16 protein-coding genes are annotated in these 22,106 nt (G+C 31.8%); all 16 read right to left on the bottom strand.

Going from position 1 to position 22,106, the window contains the following annotated elements; genetic code table 11:
* Window positions 1-19: 19 nt before the first annotated feature.
* Window positions 20-2,692, bottom strand: a complete 2,673-nt coding sequence (locus P2Q73_RS17225; protein WP_275789376.1) for a 5'-nucleotidase C-terminal domain-containing protein — start codon at window positions 2,690-2,692, stop codon at window positions 20-22.
* A gap of 849 nt (window positions 2,693-3,541) precedes the next feature.
* A complete protein-coding gene (locus P2Q73_RS17220; RefSeq protein WP_275789498.1) occupies window positions 3,542-4,114 on the bottom strand; it encodes a sugar transferase in 573 nt (190 codons plus the stop codon).
* 5 nt (window positions 4,115-4,119) lie between these two features.
* Window positions 4,120-4,989, bottom strand: a complete 870-nt coding sequence (locus tag P2Q73_RS17215; protein ID WP_275789374.1) for an NAD-dependent epimerase/dehydratase family protein — start codon at window positions 4,987-4,989, stop codon at window positions 4,120-4,122.
* 32 nt (window positions 4,990-5,021) lie between these two features.
* Complete coding sequence (locus P2Q73_RS17210) at window positions 5,022-5,792, bottom strand: glycosyltransferase family 2 protein (protein WP_275789372.1); 771 nt, start codon at window positions 5,790-5,792, stop codon at window positions 5,022-5,024.
* A gap of 14 nt (window positions 5,793-5,806) precedes the next feature.
* Entirely contained in the window at window positions 5,807-6,952 is a 1,146-nt protein-coding gene (locus P2Q73_RS17205) for a glycosyltransferase family 4 protein (RefSeq protein WP_275789370.1), read from the bottom strand.
* A 21-nt stretch (window positions 6,953-6,973) separates the two neighbouring features.
* Window positions 6,974-8,230 carry an O-antigen polymerase gene (locus P2Q73_RS17200; protein ID WP_275789368.1) on the bottom strand — a complete coding sequence of 419 codons (1,257 nt, stop codon included), beginning with the start codon at window positions 8,228-8,230 and terminating at the stop codon, window positions 6,974-6,976.
* A gap of 27 nt (window positions 8,231-8,257) precedes the next feature.
* Window positions 8,258-10,054, bottom strand: coding sequence for an asparagine synthase (glutamine-hydrolyzing) (gene asnB, locus P2Q73_RS17195; RefSeq protein ID WP_275789366.1), 1,797 nt, complete (start codon window positions 10,052-10,054; stop codon window positions 8,258-8,260).
* Between the two features lie 5 nt (window positions 10,055-10,059).
* Entirely contained in the window at window positions 10,060-11,331 is a 1,272-nt protein-coding gene (locus tag P2Q73_RS17190) for a lipopolysaccharide biosynthesis protein (RefSeq protein ID WP_275789364.1), read from the bottom strand.
* 175 nt (window positions 11,332-11,506) lie between these two features.
* Window positions 11,507-13,378 (bottom strand): polysaccharide biosynthesis protein, encoded by a 1,872-nt coding sequence (locus P2Q73_RS17185; protein ID WP_275789362.1) that lies wholly within the window; start codon window positions 13,376-13,378, stop codon window positions 11,507-11,509.
* Window positions 13,379-13,395: 17 nt separating this feature from the next.
* Window positions 13,396-14,316: a Wzz/FepE/Etk N-terminal domain-containing protein gene (locus tag P2Q73_RS17180; protein ID WP_275789360.1), complete on the bottom strand. Its 921-nt coding sequence runs from the start codon at window positions 14,314-14,316 to the stop codon at window positions 13,396-13,398.
* On the bottom strand, window positions 14,313-15,860 hold the full coding sequence (locus tag P2Q73_RS17175; protein ID WP_275789358.1) for an O-antigen ligase family protein: 1,548 nt from the start codon (window positions 15,858-15,860) through the stop codon (window positions 14,313-14,315). The genes P2Q73_RS17180 and P2Q73_RS17175 overlap by 4 nt, the downstream gene beginning before the upstream one ends.
* A complete protein-coding gene (locus tag P2Q73_RS17170; RefSeq protein ID WP_275789356.1) occupies window positions 15,857-16,375 on the bottom strand; it encodes a tetratricopeptide repeat protein in 519 nt (172 codons plus the stop codon). The genes P2Q73_RS17175 and P2Q73_RS17170 overlap by 4 nt, the downstream gene beginning before the upstream one ends.
* A 452-nt stretch (window positions 16,376-16,827) precedes the next feature.
* The gene (locus P2Q73_RS17165) at window positions 16,828-18,867 is read right to left on the bottom strand and encodes a hypothetical protein (protein ID WP_275789354.1); all 2,040 of its coding nucleotides are present in this window, start codon (window positions 18,865-18,867) and stop codon (window positions 16,828-16,830) included.
* 842 nt (window positions 18,868-19,709) lie between these two features.
* The gene (locus tag P2Q73_RS17160) at window positions 19,710-20,438 is read right to left on the bottom strand and encodes an amino acid ABC transporter ATP-binding protein (RefSeq protein WP_053590472.1); all 729 of its coding nucleotides are present in this window, start codon (window positions 20,436-20,438) and stop codon (window positions 19,710-19,712) included.
* A gap of 21 nt (window positions 20,439-20,459) precedes the next feature.
* Window positions 20,460-21,116, bottom strand: coding sequence for an amino acid ABC transporter permease (locus P2Q73_RS17155; RefSeq protein WP_056827977.1), 657 nt, complete (start codon window positions 21,114-21,116; stop codon window positions 20,460-20,462).
* A gap of 31 nt (window positions 21,117-21,147) precedes the next feature.
* Complete coding sequence (locus P2Q73_RS17150) at window positions 21,148-21,975, bottom strand: transporter substrate-binding domain-containing protein (RefSeq protein WP_275789352.1); 828 nt, start codon at window positions 21,973-21,975, stop codon at window positions 21,148-21,150.
* Window positions 21,976-22,106: the final 131 nt, after the last annotated feature.

The following is a 22,106-nucleotide window of genomic DNA, read 5'->3' as shown; positions in this document are numbered from 1 at the left end:
GTATAGGGATTTTTTCAGATTAAAAAATTAGTTCACCTATTACCGTTAGACCCTCAAAGTTATAAATTTTACTACTTAGACCTGAAAAATCTGCATCACCTTCAACCTTTATGTTGAAAAAGGAGATATTTTCACTTGAACTACCTGTAACGGTAAAATTGCCCTTCACTATTGCATTCTTGAGTTTTGATATATCTGAAATAGAAACTGTTACGTCGCCATTGTATACTTTAGGAGCTTCAGGTGTGCCAGAGAAATCTTTTGCTGCGATATCTCCACCAGGATATTCAGTGATTGGACCTTTACCTGCTACATCTACAATGCGGCCCTCTATTTTCGGGTCAACGTTCACTAACTTTTTAATATGATCTCGTAGATTCTCCCAGTCGGAGAGACCTAAATCTGTTACTCTACCTTCTTCGTATGCTTTTTTCAACACATCGTAACCATCTCCACCCTTAGCAGTAAATGCATTAGTGGCAATTGTATATGTTTGTGCATCTTGGATATCTATGAAATTCCCATTAGTGGCTTTATATTCGATAGATACTACTCGTTTTCCAACTGGTTTAGAGGAGTCAAACTCTACTTTTGCTCCAGAAACATGAAGGAAACCGCCATTTTCCTTAGGAAATTCCTTAAAGCTCGTTTCAAAGGTCGCTTTTAATTCAGCCCCTGTAAGTTTCACGGTTGCAAGTGTATTTCCGAATGGCAGTACTGTAATGACCTCTCCAACTGTTATTGGTCCTTGGTCGATCGGTGCTCTAATTCCACCACCATTTTGTACGGCCATAATCACATCTTTGTTATACACTTTTGCTTTTTGAAGCATGCCATCCGTAATAACGTTCCCTAATCTTGTTTCGTTACTTCGAACACTATTACCGCTTGTTCGAGGATTTTCTAAAGCATTTAAAGCAGTAGCTCCAGTTGGTTCATTTTTCAATTCAGCAATTTTAGAAGCGTATTTTTTTAGTAATTCTGCTGCTTGCACATCCTCTTGTTTAGCAGCTACACTAATCAACTCACCTGCATGTTTTACAATCTTGCCATTAAGATCGAATTCTACATTTAATGTCCCTAAAAATTCACTGTACTGATACGCCTGCACAATAACCGTTGGATCCTTTGCTTTTCCATCAGAATCTTTATCAACAACGATTGGTTTATCTAGCTTGGTGTGACTATGTCCCCCTACAATGACATCTATACCTTTTACTTTTGCAGCTAATACCAAATCATTGTCGTACGTCGGATTATCATCATAACCAAGATGAGTAACTGCAACTACTTTGTTAACTCCTTGCTTTTGAAACTCGTCCACCATAGTTTGAGCAGCTTTCACGTATTCTGTAAACGTTACCTTTCCAGGACTTGATATATCCTTTGTTTCTGCTGTCGTTAAGCCGAACAGGCCAACTTTTTGACCATTTACAACTTTAATAATGCCACTATAAATTTGGCTGTTATTCGGATTACTTGATACCTTCACATTGAATAAACCTTTTAAATGATCATCCTGCGAGAAATCAACATTGGCACTTACAAGTGGAAAATTAGCTTTCTTCACAAAGTCTGCAAGTGCTTTATGTCCCTCAGCACTAGAGCCTAAATCAAATTCATGGTTCCCAAAAGTCATCAGATCATATTTCATTAAATTCATAAATTCAACGTCGGCTTGACCTCTAAATTCATTGAAATACAATGATCCCGAGAATACATCTCCAGCATCTATTAATAATGCAGATGGCTTCGATTTTCGGAATTCTTTCACAGCTGTAACTCTTTTTGCCACATTATCTAACTGGGCATGTGTGTCATTTGTATGCATGATAGATAAATTGAAATTAGTACCCGGATTTCCGCCTCCACTATTACCTCCGCCACTACTTCCACCACCTGTGGTTGGAGGAACTGTTGGTATTGTTATGATGACAATTCCTGCTTTTTTACTTACTTCTTCTATTTGTTCTAACAGCTCTTTTATCATCGGCATATTATTCGTAGTCGGTAATCTATCAAGTAACGGTTTAATCGATTCTAGTACTCTTCTAGCATCTTCTATTCTTCCATCTGCAATTAGTGCATCTGCATCTCTTACCTTCATATAAACAGTTACTGCCACCATTAACTGATCACGCTTGAGATTAGCAGGATCCTTGTATTCCTTTAACAATAAATCCCTTGCAGCTTTACCAGTAAAACGATAGAGAATGGAAGTTCTACTTTTTAATTGGACGGATAATTGGTGATACAGCTTTTCAATTTTCACCCAATCCTTTTCAGTCTCTGCCTTTTTGATATCTTGTAAAATCGGTGTTAAATACTTGTCCGCATAATTATAAGCATCAATATACGGTACAAGTCCTTTTGTAATACGTTCATTGTATAAAACATCTAGTTCTTTTAGTAAAGTATCCTTATTTTTAGCATTTGATTTTAATAGCGCATTCCTTGCTTTTTGATAGTTTATTTTCGCCATATTTAATGTTGGGTACAATTCTACACTTGTAGCAAGTCTTCCATTTTGAGATGGCACTACATAAGCATAAGATGCTTCCTTCATATCTTTCCTTGCCTGATCAACTAAGTCTTGCAAGGAATTATTAGCAAAACTAACGCTTGAAGAAGTTATTAACGTAAATGCCAGAGCTGAAGCTACTAAAGTTTTTTTCATCTTTTTCTTTTTCATACGTTCCCTCCTATATTAATTAGCTGTTCGCTTATACTATTTAAGAGAGAACAAATATATGATTAAAAATAAGGGAATTATAAAAAGTTTGATAAGCTTACCGAATATAAAATATATATAATGAGTAGAAAAACTTCTAGAATTGAGAAACGCAATGAAATCAAGTTTACTAACAGCATTTTAGAGGAATTATTATTTAAGGGATTAATAGAAATTGTTCTATTATTATTGGAAAAGAAATAATGGATATGGCAATGATGCCGATGAAACTTGTTCTTCTAAAGCCGATGGAAGTAGTTTAAGCGTGAAACAAAAAGGATTTTGGTTGTATAGAAATTTAAGGAGTGATGGGTGAATCTATTCCGATGATATTTAAGCCGATATTCAACAATTCTGGAAGTCAAAAATGTTGATCAATACGTCACTCAGCTCTTCATTTTATATTACTTAAGTTATTTAGATGTGGCATTTTTTGAATTGTTCCTACGATGCTTAATGTAAATTCAAGTGAGTCAAATATGTTCACCATTAAAAACATAGATCAGTAAGAATCAGAACAACTTAAATTTATTATCTGCTTTTGGAACTTCTTTAGCTACTGTTTCATGAAAACAAAAGGTATTACTCCTCACACACCATTAATGGTGTGACTAATACTTTTCCATATATTCTAATTGAAATCTTGTCTTATGTTTAGAATTAGTATTCTAATCGTAAATTAAAAGTAAATACTATCTACAAACTTTAATAGGTAAATTAGCTTGTTATTAGAAAGGAAACACAAAATAAAAACAGAAAACAAAAGGTTTGTAATTGACCATTTGTTTCCTGTAAAATTTCCGATATAATTTAGTTAATTCGCACGCCTTCTGACTTTACTACACTTTTAACCGTCCACAAAATAATTTTAACATCCAATAGTAAACTCATATGGTCCAAGTAATATTTATCATACTCTACTTTTTGCTCATCTGTAATAAAATCTCTACCCATTATTTGAGCATATCCGGTTAAACCTGGACGGATGGAATTTACATTGACTTTATCTCTCATAGCAATTAAATCATATTGGTTGAATAGGCTTGGTCTTGGTCCAACAATTGACATATGACCTGCTAATATATTTAGTAATTGTGGAATTTCATCTAAACTTGTCTTTCTTAACAATTTTCCGACTCTTGTAATGAATATACTTGGATCGCCCAGTACTTCTGTCGATACATTCGGTGTCTCTATATACATAGTCCGAAATTTATAAATATTAAACAATTTCTTATCTTTACCCGGACGTTGCTGTTTAAAAAGAATTGGACCTTTTGAATCTAATTTTATGAAAATAGCAATGAACAACACTGGAATAATAAAAATAACTATAGCTATGAAAGATAATATTATATCAATTGCTCTTTTTAAAAATAACATAAAACTCAATCCCTTTTATTTTTAAGTTCGCTTATTCTAATCGCTTCATCAAAAGTATACATTTGATAGGAGTTATCTCGGTAGAAAGATAATTCCTTATCATAAGTTAAACTGCCAAATACTTTAGCTATATTTTTTTGCTTGAATAACAATTTTATAATCATGGTTCCAATTAACTTATTTGAGAATATTTTACGGTTATGAATAGAACCTATTTTTTTTACCATTTCAGAAGTTTGAATATATTCTTCATCTTGGGGGTGAAAAATACCACTATCTCTATTATTTATCAACTGATACACGAATTCTGTCAAATTTTTTATAAAAATCATACTTCTTTGGTTTTTTACACTTGGAAAGAAAGGTGTTATTTTCGCGATTTTACTTAATATAGCATAATTTCCTGGACAGTTTGGACCATAGACCATAGGTGGCCGAATTATTGAGACAATAAATTGATCATCTTGCATACTCATTAATTTGTTTTCTGCTGCTAATTTACTTTTTCCATAATAAGTAATTGGTCGAAGTGGTGAAGACCTATTTATTACTACATCAAAAAGACTATGCCCTTGTTCCCCATAAACAGCCATTGTACTGAAGAAAATAAAATGATTAACACCTGATTCTTTTGCTGTTTTAGCCAATTGTAAAGTCAGGTCATAATTGACTTGAAAATAATCAGACTCAAGATAATTATTCTCTTTTTTATGTACTAAAGCAGCTGTATGAATTATTACATCTGTTTCCTTCGGTATTCTTATCTGCTTTCGTATTGAAAGCTTCATAGTTTCATATAGCGTTGTTTTCTCTTTCAATGTTTTTTCAATATTATTAGCAATATATCCTTTAGTCCCTGTAATTAAAATTTTCATTATTCGCCTCGTTATATAAAAATTTTAGCATATCATTTTTTTTTATTGCTTGCATTTTTATATTTTCTTAATGTATTGAAACCGAATTTAACAATCCTATAACCACTTTCAATAACACTCATTTTCAAGTGGTTATTATATATATTCCACGTCCATCCGATTGTCTTGATTTTATTTGAACTTAGTGAGGTTGCAGTTTTTCTATATGAAGCCAATACTTCATTTAATCCATAAGCTTCTATTCTATTTTCTTTCAATATAGACAACCATGTTGCATAATCTTCATGTCGAATATTAGGCATTTGAAATTTTCCAAGACGGTGTATGTTTACCATTACTGTCAAACATCCAATATAATTTACATTTAGTAAATCCTTATACTTTATTTTCTTTGGTACTTTTATTATCTGGTCAAGATAATTACCTTTATGATCTACCATTCTATAACCTGTGAAACTGAATAATATATCTTTTTCATACATAAGATTGACTTGTTTTGTAAGTTTCGACTTATCCCACATATCATCACTATCTAAAAAGGCTAAATATTTCCCTTCTGCCTTCTGAATACCACAGTTTCTGGCATAATAAACTCCTGAATTAATTTTTAAATCAATCAATTTTATCCTAGAATCTTTTCTAGTAAATTCATTAATTATTTCAAGACTATTATCCCTAGAACAATCATTAACAACAATCAATTCCCAATTTTCATATGTTTGGTTTATCACAGATAATATAGCATCTGAAATAAATTCTGAAGCATTATAAACAGGCATAACTATAGATACTAATTCATTCATAATATTACCTCTTTTTATAAAGCGTTATAAATATCCCTTAAGTTTTTTTTGTTTCCATCCAATGAATACTCTTGTTGTACTTTAGTTGTATTAATTTTCATCTCATAAATATTCTCACCATTAAACTTTATTTCTTCAATAATACTTGATAATCCATCTTCAATATCTTCATCTAAAACGTATCCTAATTTCTTTTTAGAAACAATTTCAGCAATTTCTCCAATGTTGGTAGTAATTGTTGGTATTCCTACAGATATAGCATTAAACAAAGAATTTGGAGTACTATAATAGTTATTTTGAAATTCTTTATATAATCCATAGTATAAAAAGTCCGCAGCACTAATAATTTCTGAAATTTTTTCATTGTTAATAAATCCTAAATACTTAATATTATTTGAATTACCTATTAATTTTTCAATCTCATTTTGATTTTCTCCCTTACCTCCAATTATCAGGAAAACATTTTCATTTGCATTTTTTATAGAATTTATTAATGGTAACAACGCTCGATCCTTTGCAAACACTCCAACGTATGTAATTACAATTGCGTCTTTTGGAATATCTAAAACTTGACGGGTTTTTATTTTAAATTCTTTTACCAACCCACTATTAATCGCATTCTTGTAATTTCCTACTATTATTGTATTATTATTATAAATTTTATAATAATCTTTCATTCGTTCTCCTACAGTAATAACCGCATTAACTCTTTTAACTATAAATTTTTCAATACTATGAATAATTTTAACTAGTATTTTTGGAGTATGGAATTCTATCATCTCAGCATAAATTTCATGTGCATCAAAAATAATTTTTGAACCACTTTTTTTTGCACCTAAGAAACCAGGTATCAACGTATCAAAATCATGACAGTGGATTATATCATATTTATTAATTTTAATTTCTTTGTAAACTGTCTTCCAGAATTTAAACATACTATTAAGTTGTTTTAATCCAGTTCCATAAGTTGATTTATACTTCAGTCTTTTTATATTTATTTGATTTATTACTTCAAACTCTTTATTTTTTATACTGTCTTCCCTGTCCCAACATATTATATCAACAATATGTCCAATTTCAGTTAATAGATTTGCCTCCATTATCACTCTTGGATCAGGATTACATGGATTAGAAAGAATCATTAATACTTTTTTTTGCATATCTACACCTCTTTTCACATCTTACTTCCCTTCATCTGAATAAAGAATTGCTATTATTAAGAAGACAATTATTCCACCAGTCAATAAACTTGTAAATAACCCTACATTCATAAAACTAATTGTAAAGATAACTGAAAAAAACAAAACCACTATATTATTATTATTTTCCCTAATTGCTAAACTATCAAAAAACTTTAAAAGAATACTAAATAAAATTGAAAATACTAACATCCCAAATATACCAAAATTCATATATGAATCGCCTAAATATCCAGTATTTGGCCAGTTGCTATCATAATAAGTTTCTCCAATTATTGCTATTGGATTTTTTTCATAAACTGGTTGTTTGCTGAACATCTCAAAAATTGAATGAGTGAGTTGCATAAACTTGTTTTCTGAAAAAAACTCATAATATTGAAAACTAATTTGAGCAGGCAAAAACAAAACTCTACTTATTAATAGTGAAGCAATCCACCAAAAATCAATTAAATAATAAGCAACTAAACCAACAATAAGACCAACAATTAAACCAAATGGAAATAACATTATGTATTTTTTTTTCTTAAATATATATAATACAAAAGGAATAATTAATATATAAAACAAAAATGATTTATGTCCTGTTATTAAGAAAGTTAGAATCTGAATAACGACAAAAAACAATGAATACATTTTTTTTTGATTAACCCAAAGAATTATTACCATAAAAACATTTAATATTACTGACTGCCATGTAACCAAATACTGCATTATTGGAAAGCCATAGTTAATTTTTTCTCTAATTGAATACACATTATTAAAATTAAGTGCAGCCAGACTAGGTAATCCATTAAAAAGCAGTAAAACAGAAATTGTGATTATAGTATTAACAGTTACTAAAAAATACAATAATTTTTTATTAACTAGTCTTTTACTAATTTTAATTTGGGGAATAAATTTCACCAATAGTATAGTAATGAAAAATGATATAAATACCATAAACATAAATACTCGATTCTCATTTTTCAACCAGTAAATAGAAAAATGTGGAATTATCATAATTAAGAATAAGGAATAAATTACTATAGAAGAAGGTTTTTGTTCATTTTTGGGAACTATAATTAACAATATAATAAAATAAACAGAAGATTCTATAAACTTAAATATATTTATTTCTAGTGTAAATCCATAATAATCATAATTAGGGTTTAAAAACACGAAGTAACTTAGTTCCAGTAATGATTTATAGAGAAAAACAAAAAAAATTATCAACGCTAAATTATATTTTTTAAAATTCATATTTTTTCTCCATTGTTACACAAAATTTTATATTTTTAAATATTGTCTTTCCCATAAAGCAAGGTTATACATTTTCCACAATTCTTTATCTGCCATATTTGATAAAATTGGTTTAGTATGAAATATTTCATTAACTAATTTGGATTGCTCAATTTCATTTTGCATATTATTAATATGTTGTTTTAACCAAATATCATTTGGAGCTTCAAAACCTTTCTTATCTCTTCTCCATACAATTTCTTTAGGGAGTTTGTCATTAATATATTTACGTAAACTATATTTTGTAAAACCATCATTAATTTTATTTTCTAACGGTAACTTTAAAGCCTTTTCTATTACTTTATGGTCCACAAAAGGCACTCTTGCTTCAATAGATGCAACCATAGAATTTCGATCCTCATATTTCAACAAAGAAGGCAAATTTGTTTTCGTCAATTCTGTAATTTGTAACTTTTGTAGACTTGTCTCGTTGTATCCTAATATATCCAATACAGTCAAGCCTTTATCAAGATAATGATCATACATATTTGTATTTCTGCTTGATAAATGCTTTTTTCTCAAACTTAAACTATTAAAATAAATAAATTGTTTAAATAAAGATGATGCATTAAGTTTCGAATTTCTAGTAGTTTGTATATATTCCGAGAAAGCTTTGTATAATTGTCCTTTCTTAATTAAACCTGCAAAAAATAATGAATAATACCTTTCATAACCCAATAACGCTTCATCACCACCCTGACCATCTAACATGACTTTTAGATTGAGTTCTTTAGCTTTTTGCATTACACAATACTGCATAAAAATAGAAGGACTTTCAACTGGTTCTTCTTGCATAAATAAACAATATTCTATATCTTCATTAAAATCAGAGTACTTAGGTTTTACTTTTGCCCAATCAATATTTAAATGTTCTACAACCATTTTAGCAAAATGAGATTCGTCTGTTTGCGCTGATTCAGATTGAGCTGTAATCGTAATCAATTTATTTTCCTGCAGTAATTGAGAAACCGATGCAGCAACAGTTGAAGAATCTAAACCTCCTGATAAACAAGAACCTAAGGGTACATCACTCCGGACATGTAATTTAAAAGAATCATTAAGAGTTTCTCTAAATTCTTCATAACTAACTGATTCTTGAGAATTACTAATTTTTGTTAGATCATAATATTTTTTTAAAGTAAGTTTTTTATTTTTTATATCATATTTCAGAAAATAACCTGGTTCTAATTGTAAAATATTTTCAAAAAATGTTTGGTTGTTAAAATTCATTAAACTAACAGTTAAGTATGATGAAATAACTTCAAAGTTAGGTATAGTTGATAAATTAGGTAAACCTAGTAGAGGTTTTATCTCAGAAGCAAAAGCAAATACTGAAGAATTATTAATATAATAAAATGGTTTTATTCCAAATCTGTCTCTAGATCCAAATAGTTCGTTTGTCAATGAATCATAAATAATAAATGACCACATTCCTCTAAAGTATTCAAGGCATTTTTCCCCCCACACTTCGAAAGCATGCAGAATTACCTCTGTATCAGTATTAGAAATAAATTTATGTCCGTATCCTTTAAGGATTTCTTTTATTTCTAAATAATTATATATTTCGCCATTAAAAACTATTGTATATTGTTTATATACCATTGGCTGATTTCCTAAATCTGATAAGTCTAAAATTGATAATCTCGCATGTCCTAAAAAAACATCTTTATCTTCAAAAGTATTTTGAAAATCAGGTCCTCTATGTTTTATCTTCTCTAACATATCCATTACATGTTTTTTAGATAAAACATTTGTATTAGACACAAAACCTACTATTCCACACATTTATACTACTCCCTATTACTTATTTTTTTATAATTCTCATTTATTATCGAATAGATTATTAATAGAAAATATATTAAATACATTGTCACTTCACTAATTGTAAATGCTATAAAAAAATCTAAAATACCTTGAGGAAGATTGATAAATGCAACAACTAAGGTAATAATCAAATATAAACCTTGCCATATTGCTCCTATTTTAATATAATCTCTTTGCAAAAAAACCACGCTGAATGGAGATACTATAAAACGAATTAAGTATGCAAATATTAATATTTTTGCATACTCCCCAGCAATTCTCCAATCCTCTCCAAAAACAAAAGCAAAGATATCATCACCCACAAAATAAATAAATGGTCCTATAATAATAGAAATTACGATTAGTACGGATTGCAATAAAAACATATCTTTTAATTTTGATTTTACAGTAGAGTTTTTATCTACTATATTTCTAAGATAAACTTGTGAGATAGAGGTGGAAATAACACTTAAAGGACCCATTAAAGTTTTTCTGACTAAATCAAAATATCCAACTTCAAAATTACCATGAAATTTATTGATTAAGATTACAGGACTTTCAACTGCAATATTATCTAATAATGCTGTGCCAGTAGAAAATAAAGGAAAATCTTTATATTTTTTTAATACCTTCTTATACTCATTAAATTTATAATCTATTCGTTTAATATTTTTATCCTTAGTTCCATACTTTCTTAAACTATACCACGCAAATAAAAAGCTAATTATTACTCCATAGATTAACCCCATTGCACCTTTATTTATAAATCCAATGATAAGTTGGAGTATTGTCATACTAAAATTCTTGTTCACTTTACTTAAAGATATTGCTTTATAATCTCCAACACTATTAGCTAAATAAGTATAGAGTTGAGTCATACCAAATAACATAACAAAGACAGGTATTAAGTATATAAAATTCCCCAAGCTTGGAATACCAAATAAAAGTACTATTTTTTCATTGAAAAATAAAGCAATGGATAGTAAAACAAGAGAAAATATGACTGTTGAAATAATACTAATTTGTTTTAGTATATTTCTTTCTTTATCACAATCTGCTGACATAATGGCAGCGTCTAATCTAAAGTTTGCTAATACTGAAAAAACTGAACTTATTGACATAAACAGAGCAAGAGATCCGAACTCTTCAGGTGTATACAGCCTAGTCAATATAGGAGAACATATAATTGGAATAGCCTGTGAAACCAAGGTACCAATCATCAGTGTGGAAATATTATTAAACATTTTCTTATTACTCATTTATCTACTCTTTATACTATTATATATTTTTTTTTTTTTTTGTTTTGCCATTTTTTTCTCCTGTTAATTCTATTATTTTAATTAGATTAGATTAATTTTTCCATCTCTATTACTTAGTTTAAATAGTTCAATACTAAAATTTTTCAAACTTAATACTAATTAAGTGATAATATTGTTATTTTATTTCTTCCATGTCTTTTGCACTATTTCCCACTAACTGGATAGCCTTGATTTTATTTTTTATATCAACATTCTTTTTATTTGCTTTATCAATTAACAATTCCTTCAATTCTGTAACAGAAAGTGAGGGGATTTTATTAAGCAAGTATATTAGCTCTGAACTTGCCATTGGGGTCGACTTTCCTACATATATTTTAGGATATATTACTTCACTTTGTTTCTCGCTCTCATTCATTAGTTCTTCATACAATTTCTCGCCTGGACGAATTCCTGTTTCTATAATTCCAATTTCTTCCTCTGTGTATCCTGAAAGTCGAATCAGTTTTCTTGCTAAATCTACCACTTTTACAGGTTCCCCCATATCCAAAACAAATACCTCTCCCCCACTAGCAAGGGTTCCCGCTTGAATTACTAAACGCGATGCTTCGGGGATTGTCATAAAATACCTAGTCATTCTTACATCAGTGATTGTAACTGGTCCTCCTGCAGCAATTTGCTTCTTAAAAAGTGGAACAACACTTCCTCGAGAACCTAAAACATTTCCAAAACGTACCGCAGCAAATTTCGTATTACTACTTTTCGCAAGGTTTTGAATTATCATTTCCGCAAAGCGCTTTGTAGCTCCCATAATATTAGGTGGATTGACTGCTTTATCTGTTGAAATCATGACAAAATAATCTACTCCAAATGTATCTGCCGCTTCGGCTACATTTTTAGTTCCATAAATATTATTTTTGACGGCTTCCATTGGATTATATTCCATTAATGGAACATGCTTATGTGCAGCAGCATGATAAATGACATTTGGTTTAAATTCAGATACAATATCGAAGATTCGATTTCGATCTTGAATATCAGCAATAACTGGAATTATCTCTGTGTAGAGTGGAACCTTTTGACGCAATTCCATGTCTATAGTATAAATAGTATTCTCACCATGACCGAGTAAAATGAGTTTTCTAGGATGGAATTTTATTATCTGTCGACATATTTCAGATCCGATTGACCCTCCTGCCCCTGTGACAAGAATCGTTTTATTGGTTAACTTTTCAGAAATAGCTTCCATGTCTAATTTAACTTCTTCTCTTCCTAGCAAATCTTCAATTTTAACTTCTCGCATTTCACTCACGGATAATTTCCCGGTCATAACCGCTTCAATGCTTGGCATAATTTTTACTTTTGCTTTTGTTTTTGAGCAATGTTCAAAGATTTCTTGTATATCTTTTTTAGTTAAAGAAGGGATTGCGATAATAATATGATTTATTGTGAGCTCTTCAACTATCTTAGGTATATCTTCTACGGTTCCTTTAACAGGTATATCTAACATTTTTAGTTTTTGCTTATTAAGATCGTCATCGACAAATGCGACAGGAATCAGATCAGAATTTATTGATTGTTTCATTTGTTTAGCTAATATTGTACCTGCTTGGCCTGCGCCCACAATTAGCGCCCGATTTTTTTGTTCATGGATATTGGTCATTTTTTGCTCACTGAAAACACGGAGTGCAAATCTAGAACCACCAATTGCTATGATATGTATCATCCATGTAACAGCCATTACCCTAAAGTAAATATCTTTTTGAACCGCATATTGCATTAAACTAGCAGTACCAACCGAAATCGTAACGGCATAAACAATTGTTAGTAGTTCACTTACAGACGCTACACTCCATATTCGGTCATATAGATGAAAAAAATATGCCGCTATATGGTGAGATATTAGCAAAGTAATTGCACTTAAGATAAGAGTTGGGAGAGAATAAACCGTTAATGTCGGATGTAATAAAAAATAACTGAAGAAAATTGCAGTCAAAACAATGATAGAATCCAATGCTATAAACGCTACAATCCTTTGTCTATATCCCATAAAGGTCAATCCTCTCTTTATTTTATTGTAGGACTCGTTTCTTTCCAATACTTTCTTATGAATACAATACCAAGGCCTATCAGTGATCCTATAACAATACCTATTGCTATATTCAATAGTAGATTTGGTGAACTTGGATTTTCTGGAACAGTTGGTTCAATTATAGTTTTAATTAAAGGGTCTGGTCTAAAGCTCTCCATATTTGTTAAGACCGATTGATATTGATCGAGTACTTTGCGATATTCTTCCGATTTAGAGCTAATTCTTGCATGCAATTGCATTAATTCATTTTGCATTTCCCCGTCTATATTTGTTAGAGCTTGAGTTTGCTCGTCTGATATATTTACAATAAGCTCATTTGATATCATAGTTTGTAATATTAATATTTCTGGCAAGTTATTTTCTTTAACAGATGTGTTATATATTTTAATTAAATCTCTAATCTCTTCTGATAGCTTGTCACTTTCTTTTGTATATGCGTCCGCAAGTAAAGTAAACTCATTTTTTAGTGAATCAGACATAGCAGTCTTTTGTTTTTCAATTAATGTAGATAGTACTTCACCAGATTTTTTTGGGTCTTCACTTTTATATGTTAAGGTAACCATTGAAGTTGCAGCATCTATATTCACATTTAAATCAGTACTACTTACTTCTCTAAAAGTCTTATTAAATAACTGATCAATGAATGCCTGACTTTTAATACGCTCTGCAAAAACTTGGCTTGTAAACTCACTATCTATATATTGTTTTACAATACCTTCAGCAGCAGAATTAGAAGTAATCTGAACGGTAGCTTTAGATTCATACTCTTCCTCTAATACAAAAATACTTAAAACAAATGCAATTAGCATAGCAGAAATTATTGAAATGATTATTATAGTTTTCCCTTTCCAGACTGTCTCAAATAATTCTCTTAATTCAATCGTTTCTTCGCTCATGATATCTCCTCTTCGACTTTTCTATTTGTTATTTCGTATACAATTGTAGTGGCTAGTAACGGAACAATCGTTGCCCCTATCACTGAGTCATTGAATACTGCCTGAATGAGAAATGCTCCCCATCCCAATACAAATGCCAGAATAATAGTTGATAGTCTATCCTTAAAAACACATTTACCTAGTGTAACTGTGTAAATGATTAGAATACTCAATAAGCTTAAGAATCCTAATATGCCAGTTCCATATAAAACCCCAATATATAGGTTATGTGGTTTATCAATTATTACATTTTCATCCAAGAATCCATCTCTTTTATTAATATCATTCTGTGGGAAATGATATGTAAGTGTATCAAGTCCATATCCGAACAAAGGTCTTTCTTTAATTAGAGGCATCATATTTTCCCAAATATATATACGTCCTGTTCCTCCAGATAAAGTTCTTTCCGGTAAATTTGGTAATTTCAATTCCGAGTCAGCCGCAGAAGCTTTACTAGTTTCAAAAATCGAAAGTTGTAGCGCTCCCTCTGCTTGAACAAAAGGGTTTGTTTTTGTAAAAAATCCAAATGACTCTGCCCACACTTGTGGATTGTGTTTGGATAATATCCCAGTAGAAACAAATGCAATAACTATAAATCCGGCAAGCCACATTATTGATTTCTTCTTATTTTCCTTTATAAATATTAGTACAACTAAAAACAGAATCATTATTAACAAACTTATAAAACCACTTGTCGAAATGGATGAAAGAATCGTAGAAAATGCAGCAATTGCAGTTAACAGATTCACTACTCTTAATTTCACTGTTCCCTTAAATACAGCTAGAGTTAAAAAGATTATTGCCATCACAGCAGAGTAACCACTCATGTAGTTCCATTGATTCAATGTTCCAGTTAGTACTGAGCCCTCACTTATCGACATTTCATCCATTAAAAATATTGTGAATAATTTATGAAACGTATCATTTCCAATTATGTTTATTCCGTATAAATTCAACAAAGAAATAATTACATTAATCCATACGAAAGGATATAATGTATAAACTAATTTATGTATTGCTTTTTTCGGATAGGTAATATTAAGTGCAATAAACATCAAAACAGCATAAGATAGAAATGTCATAGCTCCATCATGCCGGTTAGCAAGTCCCCACAATGCTATAGATTTGTATTCTGCAAATACTAACGAGAGTATAAGCGCAATAACAAAGACTACTATAGACGACGAAATTAGATTCCATTTTAATTGATAATTAAGAAAGAGTATTTTGTATAGGAATAGAATCAAAGTGCTAATAGTGAAAAATAGTAATAATATAAATTTAAAATAGGTGAAGAAATCTAATTGATATCCTGCCGCCATTATCCCTGCCCCTGAAACCACTGGACTAATAAATAACTTAGACTTTGCACCAATAGCTAAAGGTATTAATGTCAATGCTCCGAGAAATAACCAAAATATTACACGATCCGTCTTTATAATAGAGGCTTCATCCTCTTTTTCATCTCTAATAATATGAATACTTCTTCCCTTTAATCCACTCATGTTGTCGTTCCTTTCATATTACTAATAGAATCTTTTAATTCTAATACTGTCGCTTCAAACGTTTCATCCATTGGAAGTGTTAACAATCTGTCAACGACCGTAAGTGCATTGTCTACTTGTTCACAGTTAGCAAGTGTTATTGCGTATTGATACATAAACTCCTTATTTTCTACTAAATAGGGATTCAAATCTAATGCCCTTGTATACATTGTTAAAGCTGAAGTATATTGTTCCATACTTAAATAGGAATATCCTAATCTAAATGTAATGTTGTAATCATCATTGTATTTAGTATGCAATTCTTCTAATAATGTTATTGCATTCTCGTAATTTCCTTCCTGCAATAATACATCCGTTTCATGATATAAAATGTTACCATTCAACAACTGTTCATCTTGTTTACTACCCTTATTGTCTACATAGAACAGCACAATACACGTGACCAAAATGAAAATAACTAAGATATAATTGGTATAACTTTTTTTAGTTTTTACTAGTAGTTTTCTTTGTTTCATTTTTTTTCCCCTCATTACGACATATACCTTTAAAATTATACCATAAATTAAATGTTTCTTGACATATTTTTCAGTATTGTGGTAAAGATTAGCAGCCAATCACACTATTTCGAAATATCTAATCATTTGTCGTGTTTTTCTTAGCTAATTTATTATACTTTTCCTATATTTTTTCTTTAAATGTTTTATTACCGTTTGATATGTAACTCTGATTAATATCACCGAACGATGACTTTTCATGAAATTTTTAAATTTTAAAAAGCAACTGAAATTAACTCATAAGAAAAAGCAATATATCTAAAACTAATATTTATTAGTTCAAATCAATAAGTGGTATGTACTTTTTAAGTAATCTAACAAATATTGATTAACTATAGTAATCTTCAAAAAAATAAAAAAACTGTTTCCCATTTAAATGGGAAACAGTTTTGTGAAACTAAAACTTATTTAAATTAATAAGAAGTAATAGATCCAGTTACATTAGCTTTTAATTCATATGCGTTTGTAACACCAGTTACATCATTAACTGTTAATGATCCGTTTAATACACCATTTCCTCCTGAGATAGTAGAAGGAGCACCAAATTTAACTTGGAAACCAGAAGCAGTTTTAGTGATTACAGTTCCATTTACACCGTTAACAAAAGTAGCTTTAGTTAAATCACCATCTAGTAATGTAACTTGAGCACTTGATGTTACAAGAGCAGTGTTAGTTGCGTCTAATGGATTAGTTGCATTGAATGCAAATGTGTCTCCAGTTAAAGAATTGTCAGAAGTTACAGTACCAGCTGCAGGAGTAGTGATGAATTTCCCTGGAGCAACACGTAAAGTATTGTCTACAGTTGATAATGATGCAGAATAAGCAGGTGCAACATCATTTACAGAAGTAGCTTGACGAGCTACAAATGTAGTATCTACAGGTACTGCTACATTAACAGACCATAATCCGTTTGAAGCAACTTGTACTTGTGCAATTGGGTTTCCACCGATGTTAGCGTTGTAAATAGATACAACTTTACCAGCGTCACCTTTACCTGATAGAGTAACTGTATTTCCTTCTACACGGTAAGCAGATGTACCAGAAACTAATTTATCTACTTGATCTAAAGTAAATTCAGCTTGTGCTTGATAATCAAGTGCTAATTTAAGAGTTGATCCACTTCCGTAGTTATATTCACCAGTAACAACATCACCAGCAGTTAATTTAGCTTTGAAAGCATCTAAAGTGATAACTGCATTGTTAGTGTCTTGGTATACATTACCTGAAGTTGGTAATACATATTTATTAAGATCAGTAGTTACGAAATAGTTATTAGCTGCATCAGCATATTTAACAGTTCCGTTAGTTGTGTTTAGAACGTGATTTGTACCAGTAAATTTATTATAGAAATTCATAGTACCTGAATATTTAACATCAGCTGCAGAACCTGATACGCCGTTTGGATATGTTACAAATTCTACTTTACCGCCAGCAACTGCATTAGCAGGTGCATTAGCAGTAGTTGTAACTGTTAGAACTAATTGTCCATTAACAGGATATACTGTATCACCAGAAGCAGGAGCTCCATTAACAGTAACTACTTTATATGCAGAGCTTCCAGTAACAGTAGCCCCAGCTGAATTTTTACCATTTGTGAAAGCAATTTTCACTGGTCCGTTGTAAGCTGCACCAGAAGAAGTTTTAAAGTTAGCTACAACTGCTTGAGTTTGACCTACTTCACCATGGAACGCAGCTGTATCTACAGTAATGTTACCATTGTCTGCTGGTAATGATTTTGTTACATCATCAGCTGATTTTTGTAGAGCAGACTCCCATTTAAGAGCATTTGCATCGATGATAGCTTGTGCTTCTGCAAGTTTTAAAGTTGCATCTGCAATTTTACCAGCTTTAACGTCAGCTGCTGCTGCTTTAACAAGCATGTTTACAGTAACTTCGTTTTTAACTGAAGCTACTAATTTTTCGATCGCTGGTTTAACTGCGTTACGGATACCGTCACGAGTTGTTTGACCATATACGCGGTCTAAAAGAGCAGCTTGCTTACGGTATTCACCAGTTGCTTTGTGGTAAGCTGTTTCTACTTTTTCGATATCATTAGATTTAATAGCTGTATCAAGTGCTGCTGAATCAGCTTTGATTTTTTCACTTGAAGTGATTGCATCGATGTAAGCCATTGCGCGTTTCACCTGGATTTTTGCATCTACTAATTTAGCATTAATGCTCAATCTTTCAGATGAAGATAATTTTGAAGCTGCTGCTTCTGCTGCTGCGATTGCTTTCTTAGCTGCATTGAACTCATCGTATGGACGTGTAGTGAAGTTAGCAGAACCTTCTACTGAGATAGCCCATTTTAATACTGTACCTGCGTTTTGTGCGTCTGTTACTAATTGGTTTACATTAGTTGCTGCGTCTGCTTGTTGTGCTGGCGCTGCTGCAACGAATGCTGAAGCTGCTACTGCAGTTGAAGCTGCAATTTTGATAGCTTTTTTCTTCATAAACTTGTGATCTCCCTTCGCTTGTGTGTTGCAATTTTTTTTAGTGTGTAACACCGGTCGCTTGATAGCGTCCAATATCGTCACCCTAACTAATATATGAGTATACAAAACTCATATGCTAAAATCAACTAATATCTTCAAAGATTACCAGTTTTTTATAAGGATGACTGTATGAAAGCACCAAGGACAACATTACATATTCCATATTACAGCAACATTACCAAAGACGCTAGCTTTTTTTTATGAATATTTCTTACTATTTTTATTTTTATAGATTTTACTTAAATTTTCTTTAATACAACTATTTAAAATTTATTTTAATTTTATTTAATTTAATGCGTGCAATTTTAAAATTATGTGTTATGATTTACAGTATAGAAGGTTACTTATAGATGTGTAACGCCGTAAACTTGTTTGTACATTCATTAGTGTGCAGCCTTCTACTTCCTTCGTTTTATCGCTCAAGAAAAGAAGCATCTGAACATCGGATGCTTCTTTTCTTATTTTACAAGGGTTTTGGTCTACTGGCCAAAACCCTTTTTTTGTTTTCAGAGGTTATTCTACTATCCAGATCTATCAGAAATGAAAAATACTGGAACTCATTTGACCTTCTAGTTCTAGTTTATATTTCATACTTTCATATGTTTGTTTATTTTAATGTAGGTAAAAAGATTTCGTAGTCATAAATCTGACATTAATTATATTACATCTATGTTACGACCCCCACGCCTTTTTAACACTGCTGTAATATAAAAAATGAAGAATCTACCTATTGAAAACGCTTTCGAAATAGATTTGTAAAGAAACTGAAAGTAGAGAAAAGAAAAAACCACTAGAAATTTCTAGTGGTTTAGGACTTTTGATAGGAAATCCTGGGCACGTTGCGTATCCGGATTGGTAAAGAATTTGGAAGGAGCTGCACGTTCGACTATTTTGCCATCAGCCATGAAGACGATTTCATCGCAGATTTCTTTAGCAAAGCCCATTTCGTGCGTTACGACTACCATGGTCATGCCGTCTTTCGCTAGTTTTCGAATGGCATCGAGCACTTCGGTTACCATTTCTGGGTCGAGTGCAGATGTTGGTTCGTCAAATAGCATGACGTGTGGATCCATTGCAAGTGCACGTGCGATAGCTACACGCTGTTGCTGACCACCGGAAAGCCTGCTAGGGTAGGCATCGAATTTATCAGCAAGACCAAGAGATGTTAGTAGTTCTTTCCCTCGCGCTTCGGCTGCTTCTTTGCTCATTCCTTTTACTTTAAGTGGTGCCATTGTTACGTTTTCTAATGCAGTTAAAAACGGAAATAGGTTGAAGCTTTGGAATACGAAGCCGATGTTCGTACGAGCTGCGTTAATATCCGTTTTTTTACTGTGAATGGATACACCATCGACCGTGATTTCTCCATCGTCGATTGGCTCTAGAGCATTAATGGTACGGATTAGTGTAGACTTACCCGCTCCACTTGGTCCGATGAGTGCGACTACATTTGATTTTGGCACTTCGAGCGAGACGTCGGTTAGGACGTGGTGATCGCCGAAGCTTTTATTGACATTTTTGATTGATATCATGATGATACACCCTCCCTACCGTTATGCTTCGCTCTTCAGTAATCGTTTTTCGAAATATCGAATGATTAATGATAAGCTGAATGTCATGATGAAATAGATTAATGCAACAAATGTCCACACTTCAATAGAACGGAAAGATGTTGCCACTAGGTTTTTCGCGTTAAGCGTTAAGTCTGTTGCCGCTATTACGGATACAAGAGATGAGTCTTTTATTAGCATAATAAATTGAGATGCTAAAGGTGGTAGTACTCTTCTAAATGCTTGTGGCAAAATAATATGAGTCATTGCCTTCGTATGGGACATACCAAGAGAACGCGCTGCTTCCATTTGTCCTCTTGGAACACCTTGAATCCCAGATCGCACGATTTCGGCGATGAACGCACCGGCAAATATCGCAAGTCCGATGATTGCTCCCCAATATGATCCAAGTTTATAATATTGTCCGAGCACGAAGTAAATCCACATAAGTAATACAAGCAGTGGAACACCACGAATAATTTCTACATATATAGAAGAAATCAATTGTATTATTTTATTTTTTGAGATACGTCCCAATCCAAATAAAATACCTATTGGTATCGCTATAAGAATTGCTAGTAAGGAAATCTCTAATGTTTTTAGTGCACCGTCAATAAAGATATCCATATTGCGCGGTATAACACTCCAGTCGTATATCATAGCTGTTCCTCCCCTAAGCTGCTAGAGTGTTCTATTCGTCTACAACTTCACTTAACCAGTCAGACGTTTCAAACCATTTATTACGAGAAGCTAGTTCTGCTGGACTTCCAATGTAACTGTTTAGGAATGAGTTAACCCATTGAACTGTTTCGAAATCATTTTTCTTCAGAGCAATCCCTAAGTTCTCAGATGAGATTAAACCTTCTAATTGACGAACTTGGTCTCCATTTTGTAATTTCCAAACTGCAATAGCAGGCTCATCATATACTACTGCATCTGCTTTACCTTGTGCCATTGCTGCCGCTGCTGATGGGAATTCTTCGAAATCTAATACTTCCGCGTTTTTAAATACATCTTTTGCAAGTAGTGCCCCAGTTGTTCCGATCCCTACCGCAATTTTTTTACCTTTTACATCAAGCTCTTGCCAAGTTTTTGTTGCTGTATCCGATGTAGGAAGCATAACTGCTTGACCAGTTTGGAAGTATGGGTCTGAAAAGCTTACTGCTAGAGCGCGGTCACCACGAATAGTCATACCAGCGAAAACCATGTCTACTTCTCCTGCTTGAAGTGCAGGAATTAGTCCATCAAATGTAAATTGTTTGTATTCTACTTTAATATCTTCTCCAAGTGCTGCTCCAAGTGCGTTTGCAGTGTCTACGTCATATCCAACGAAGTCTCCATTCGGATCTTTCATATCGAACGGGAAATACCCTGGTGACATCCCAATAATTAATTTTTTGTCTTTTAATGCCTTTTGGATTGTCGAATTCTCTGTTGAAACTCCGCCTCCAGAATCGTTACTACATCCCGCAATAATTAAAACGGTAATCATAAGTAGTGCTGCCAACCATTTTTTCATAACCTTTACCCCCATTTATATTTTCTTCAGATCCCCTATTAAGCTACTGAATTATTAAAAGTATAAGTTATTAATATTCACATGTCTACATAAAAAATAATTTGGTATAATATTTTTATTATTGCATCTAT

This window comes from Bacillus sp. Cr_A10 (assembly GCF_029222665.1).
In the GTDB taxonomy this organism is placed as follows: domain Bacteria; phylum Bacillota; class Bacilli; order Bacillales_A; family Planococcaceae; genus Psychrobacillus.
The sequence above is the reverse complement of the archived record's forward strand: the minus strand, read 5'-3'. Positions and strand labels throughout refer to the sequence as shown.

What these genes read in the sequence shown, in the direction of transcription:
- P2Q73_RS17210 (WP_275789372.1), bottom strand. Translation starts at nt 5,792, where the DNA reads ATGAATGAATTAGTATCTATAGTTATGCCTGTTTATAATGCTTCAGAA.
- P2Q73_RS17180 (WP_275789360.1), bottom strand. Translation starts at nt 14,316, where the DNA reads ATGAGCGAAGAAACGATTGAATTAAGAGAATTATTTGAGACAGTCTGG.
- P2Q73_RS17175 (WP_275789358.1), bottom strand. Translation starts at nt 15,860, where the DNA reads ATGAGTGGATTAAAGGGAAGAAGTATTCATATTATTAGAGATGAAAAA.
- P2Q73_RS17205 (WP_275789370.1), bottom strand. Translation starts at nt 6,952, where the DNA reads ATGCAAAAAAAAGTATTAATGATTCTTTCTAATCCATGTAATCCTGAT.
- P2Q73_RS17200 (WP_275789368.1), bottom strand. Translation starts at nt 8,230, where the DNA reads ATGAATTTTAAAAAATATAATTTAGCGTTGATAATTTTTTTTGTTTTT.
- P2Q73_RS17215 (WP_275789374.1), bottom strand. Translation starts at nt 4,989, where the DNA reads ATGAAAATTTTAATTACAGGGACTAAAGGATATATTGCTAATAATATT.
- P2Q73_RS17160 (WP_053590472.1), bottom strand. Translation starts at nt 20,438, where the DNA reads ATGATATCAATCAAAAATGTCAATAAAAGCTTCGGCGATCACCACGTC.
- P2Q73_RS17170 (WP_275789356.1), bottom strand. Translation starts at nt 16,375, where the DNA reads ATGAAACAAAGAAAACTACTAGTAAAAACTAAAAAAAGTTATACCAAT.
- P2Q73_RS17190 (WP_275789364.1), bottom strand. Translation starts at nt 11,331, where the DNA reads ATGAGTAATAAGAAAATGTTTAATAATATTTCCACACTGATGATTGGT.
- asnB (WP_275789366.1), bottom strand. Translation starts at nt 10,054, where the DNA reads ATGTGTGGAATAGTAGGTTTTGTGTCTAATACAAATGTTTTATCTAAA.
- P2Q73_RS17150 (WP_275789352.1), bottom strand. Translation starts at nt 21,975, where the DNA reads ATGAAAAAATGGTTGGCAGCACTACTTATGATTACCGTTTTAATTATT.
- P2Q73_RS17155 (WP_056827977.1), bottom strand. Translation starts at nt 21,116, where the DNA reads ATGATATACGACTGGAGTGTTATACCGCGCAATATGGATATCTTTATT.
- P2Q73_RS17225 (WP_275789376.1), bottom strand. Translation starts at nt 2,692, where the DNA reads ATGAAAAAGAAAAAGATGAAAAAAACTTTAGTAGCTTCAGCTCTGGCA.
- P2Q73_RS17165 (WP_275789354.1), bottom strand. Translation starts at nt 18,867, where the DNA reads ATGAAGAAAAAAGCTATCAAAATTGCAGCTTCAACTGCAGTAGCAGCT.
- P2Q73_RS17185 (WP_275789362.1), bottom strand. Translation starts at nt 13,378, where the DNA reads ATGGGATATAGACAAAGGATTGTAGCGTTTATAGCATTGGATTCTATC.
- P2Q73_RS17220 (WP_275789498.1), bottom strand. Translation starts at nt 4,114, where the DNA reads ATGTTATTTTTAAAAAGAGCAATTGATATAATATTATCTTTCATAGCT.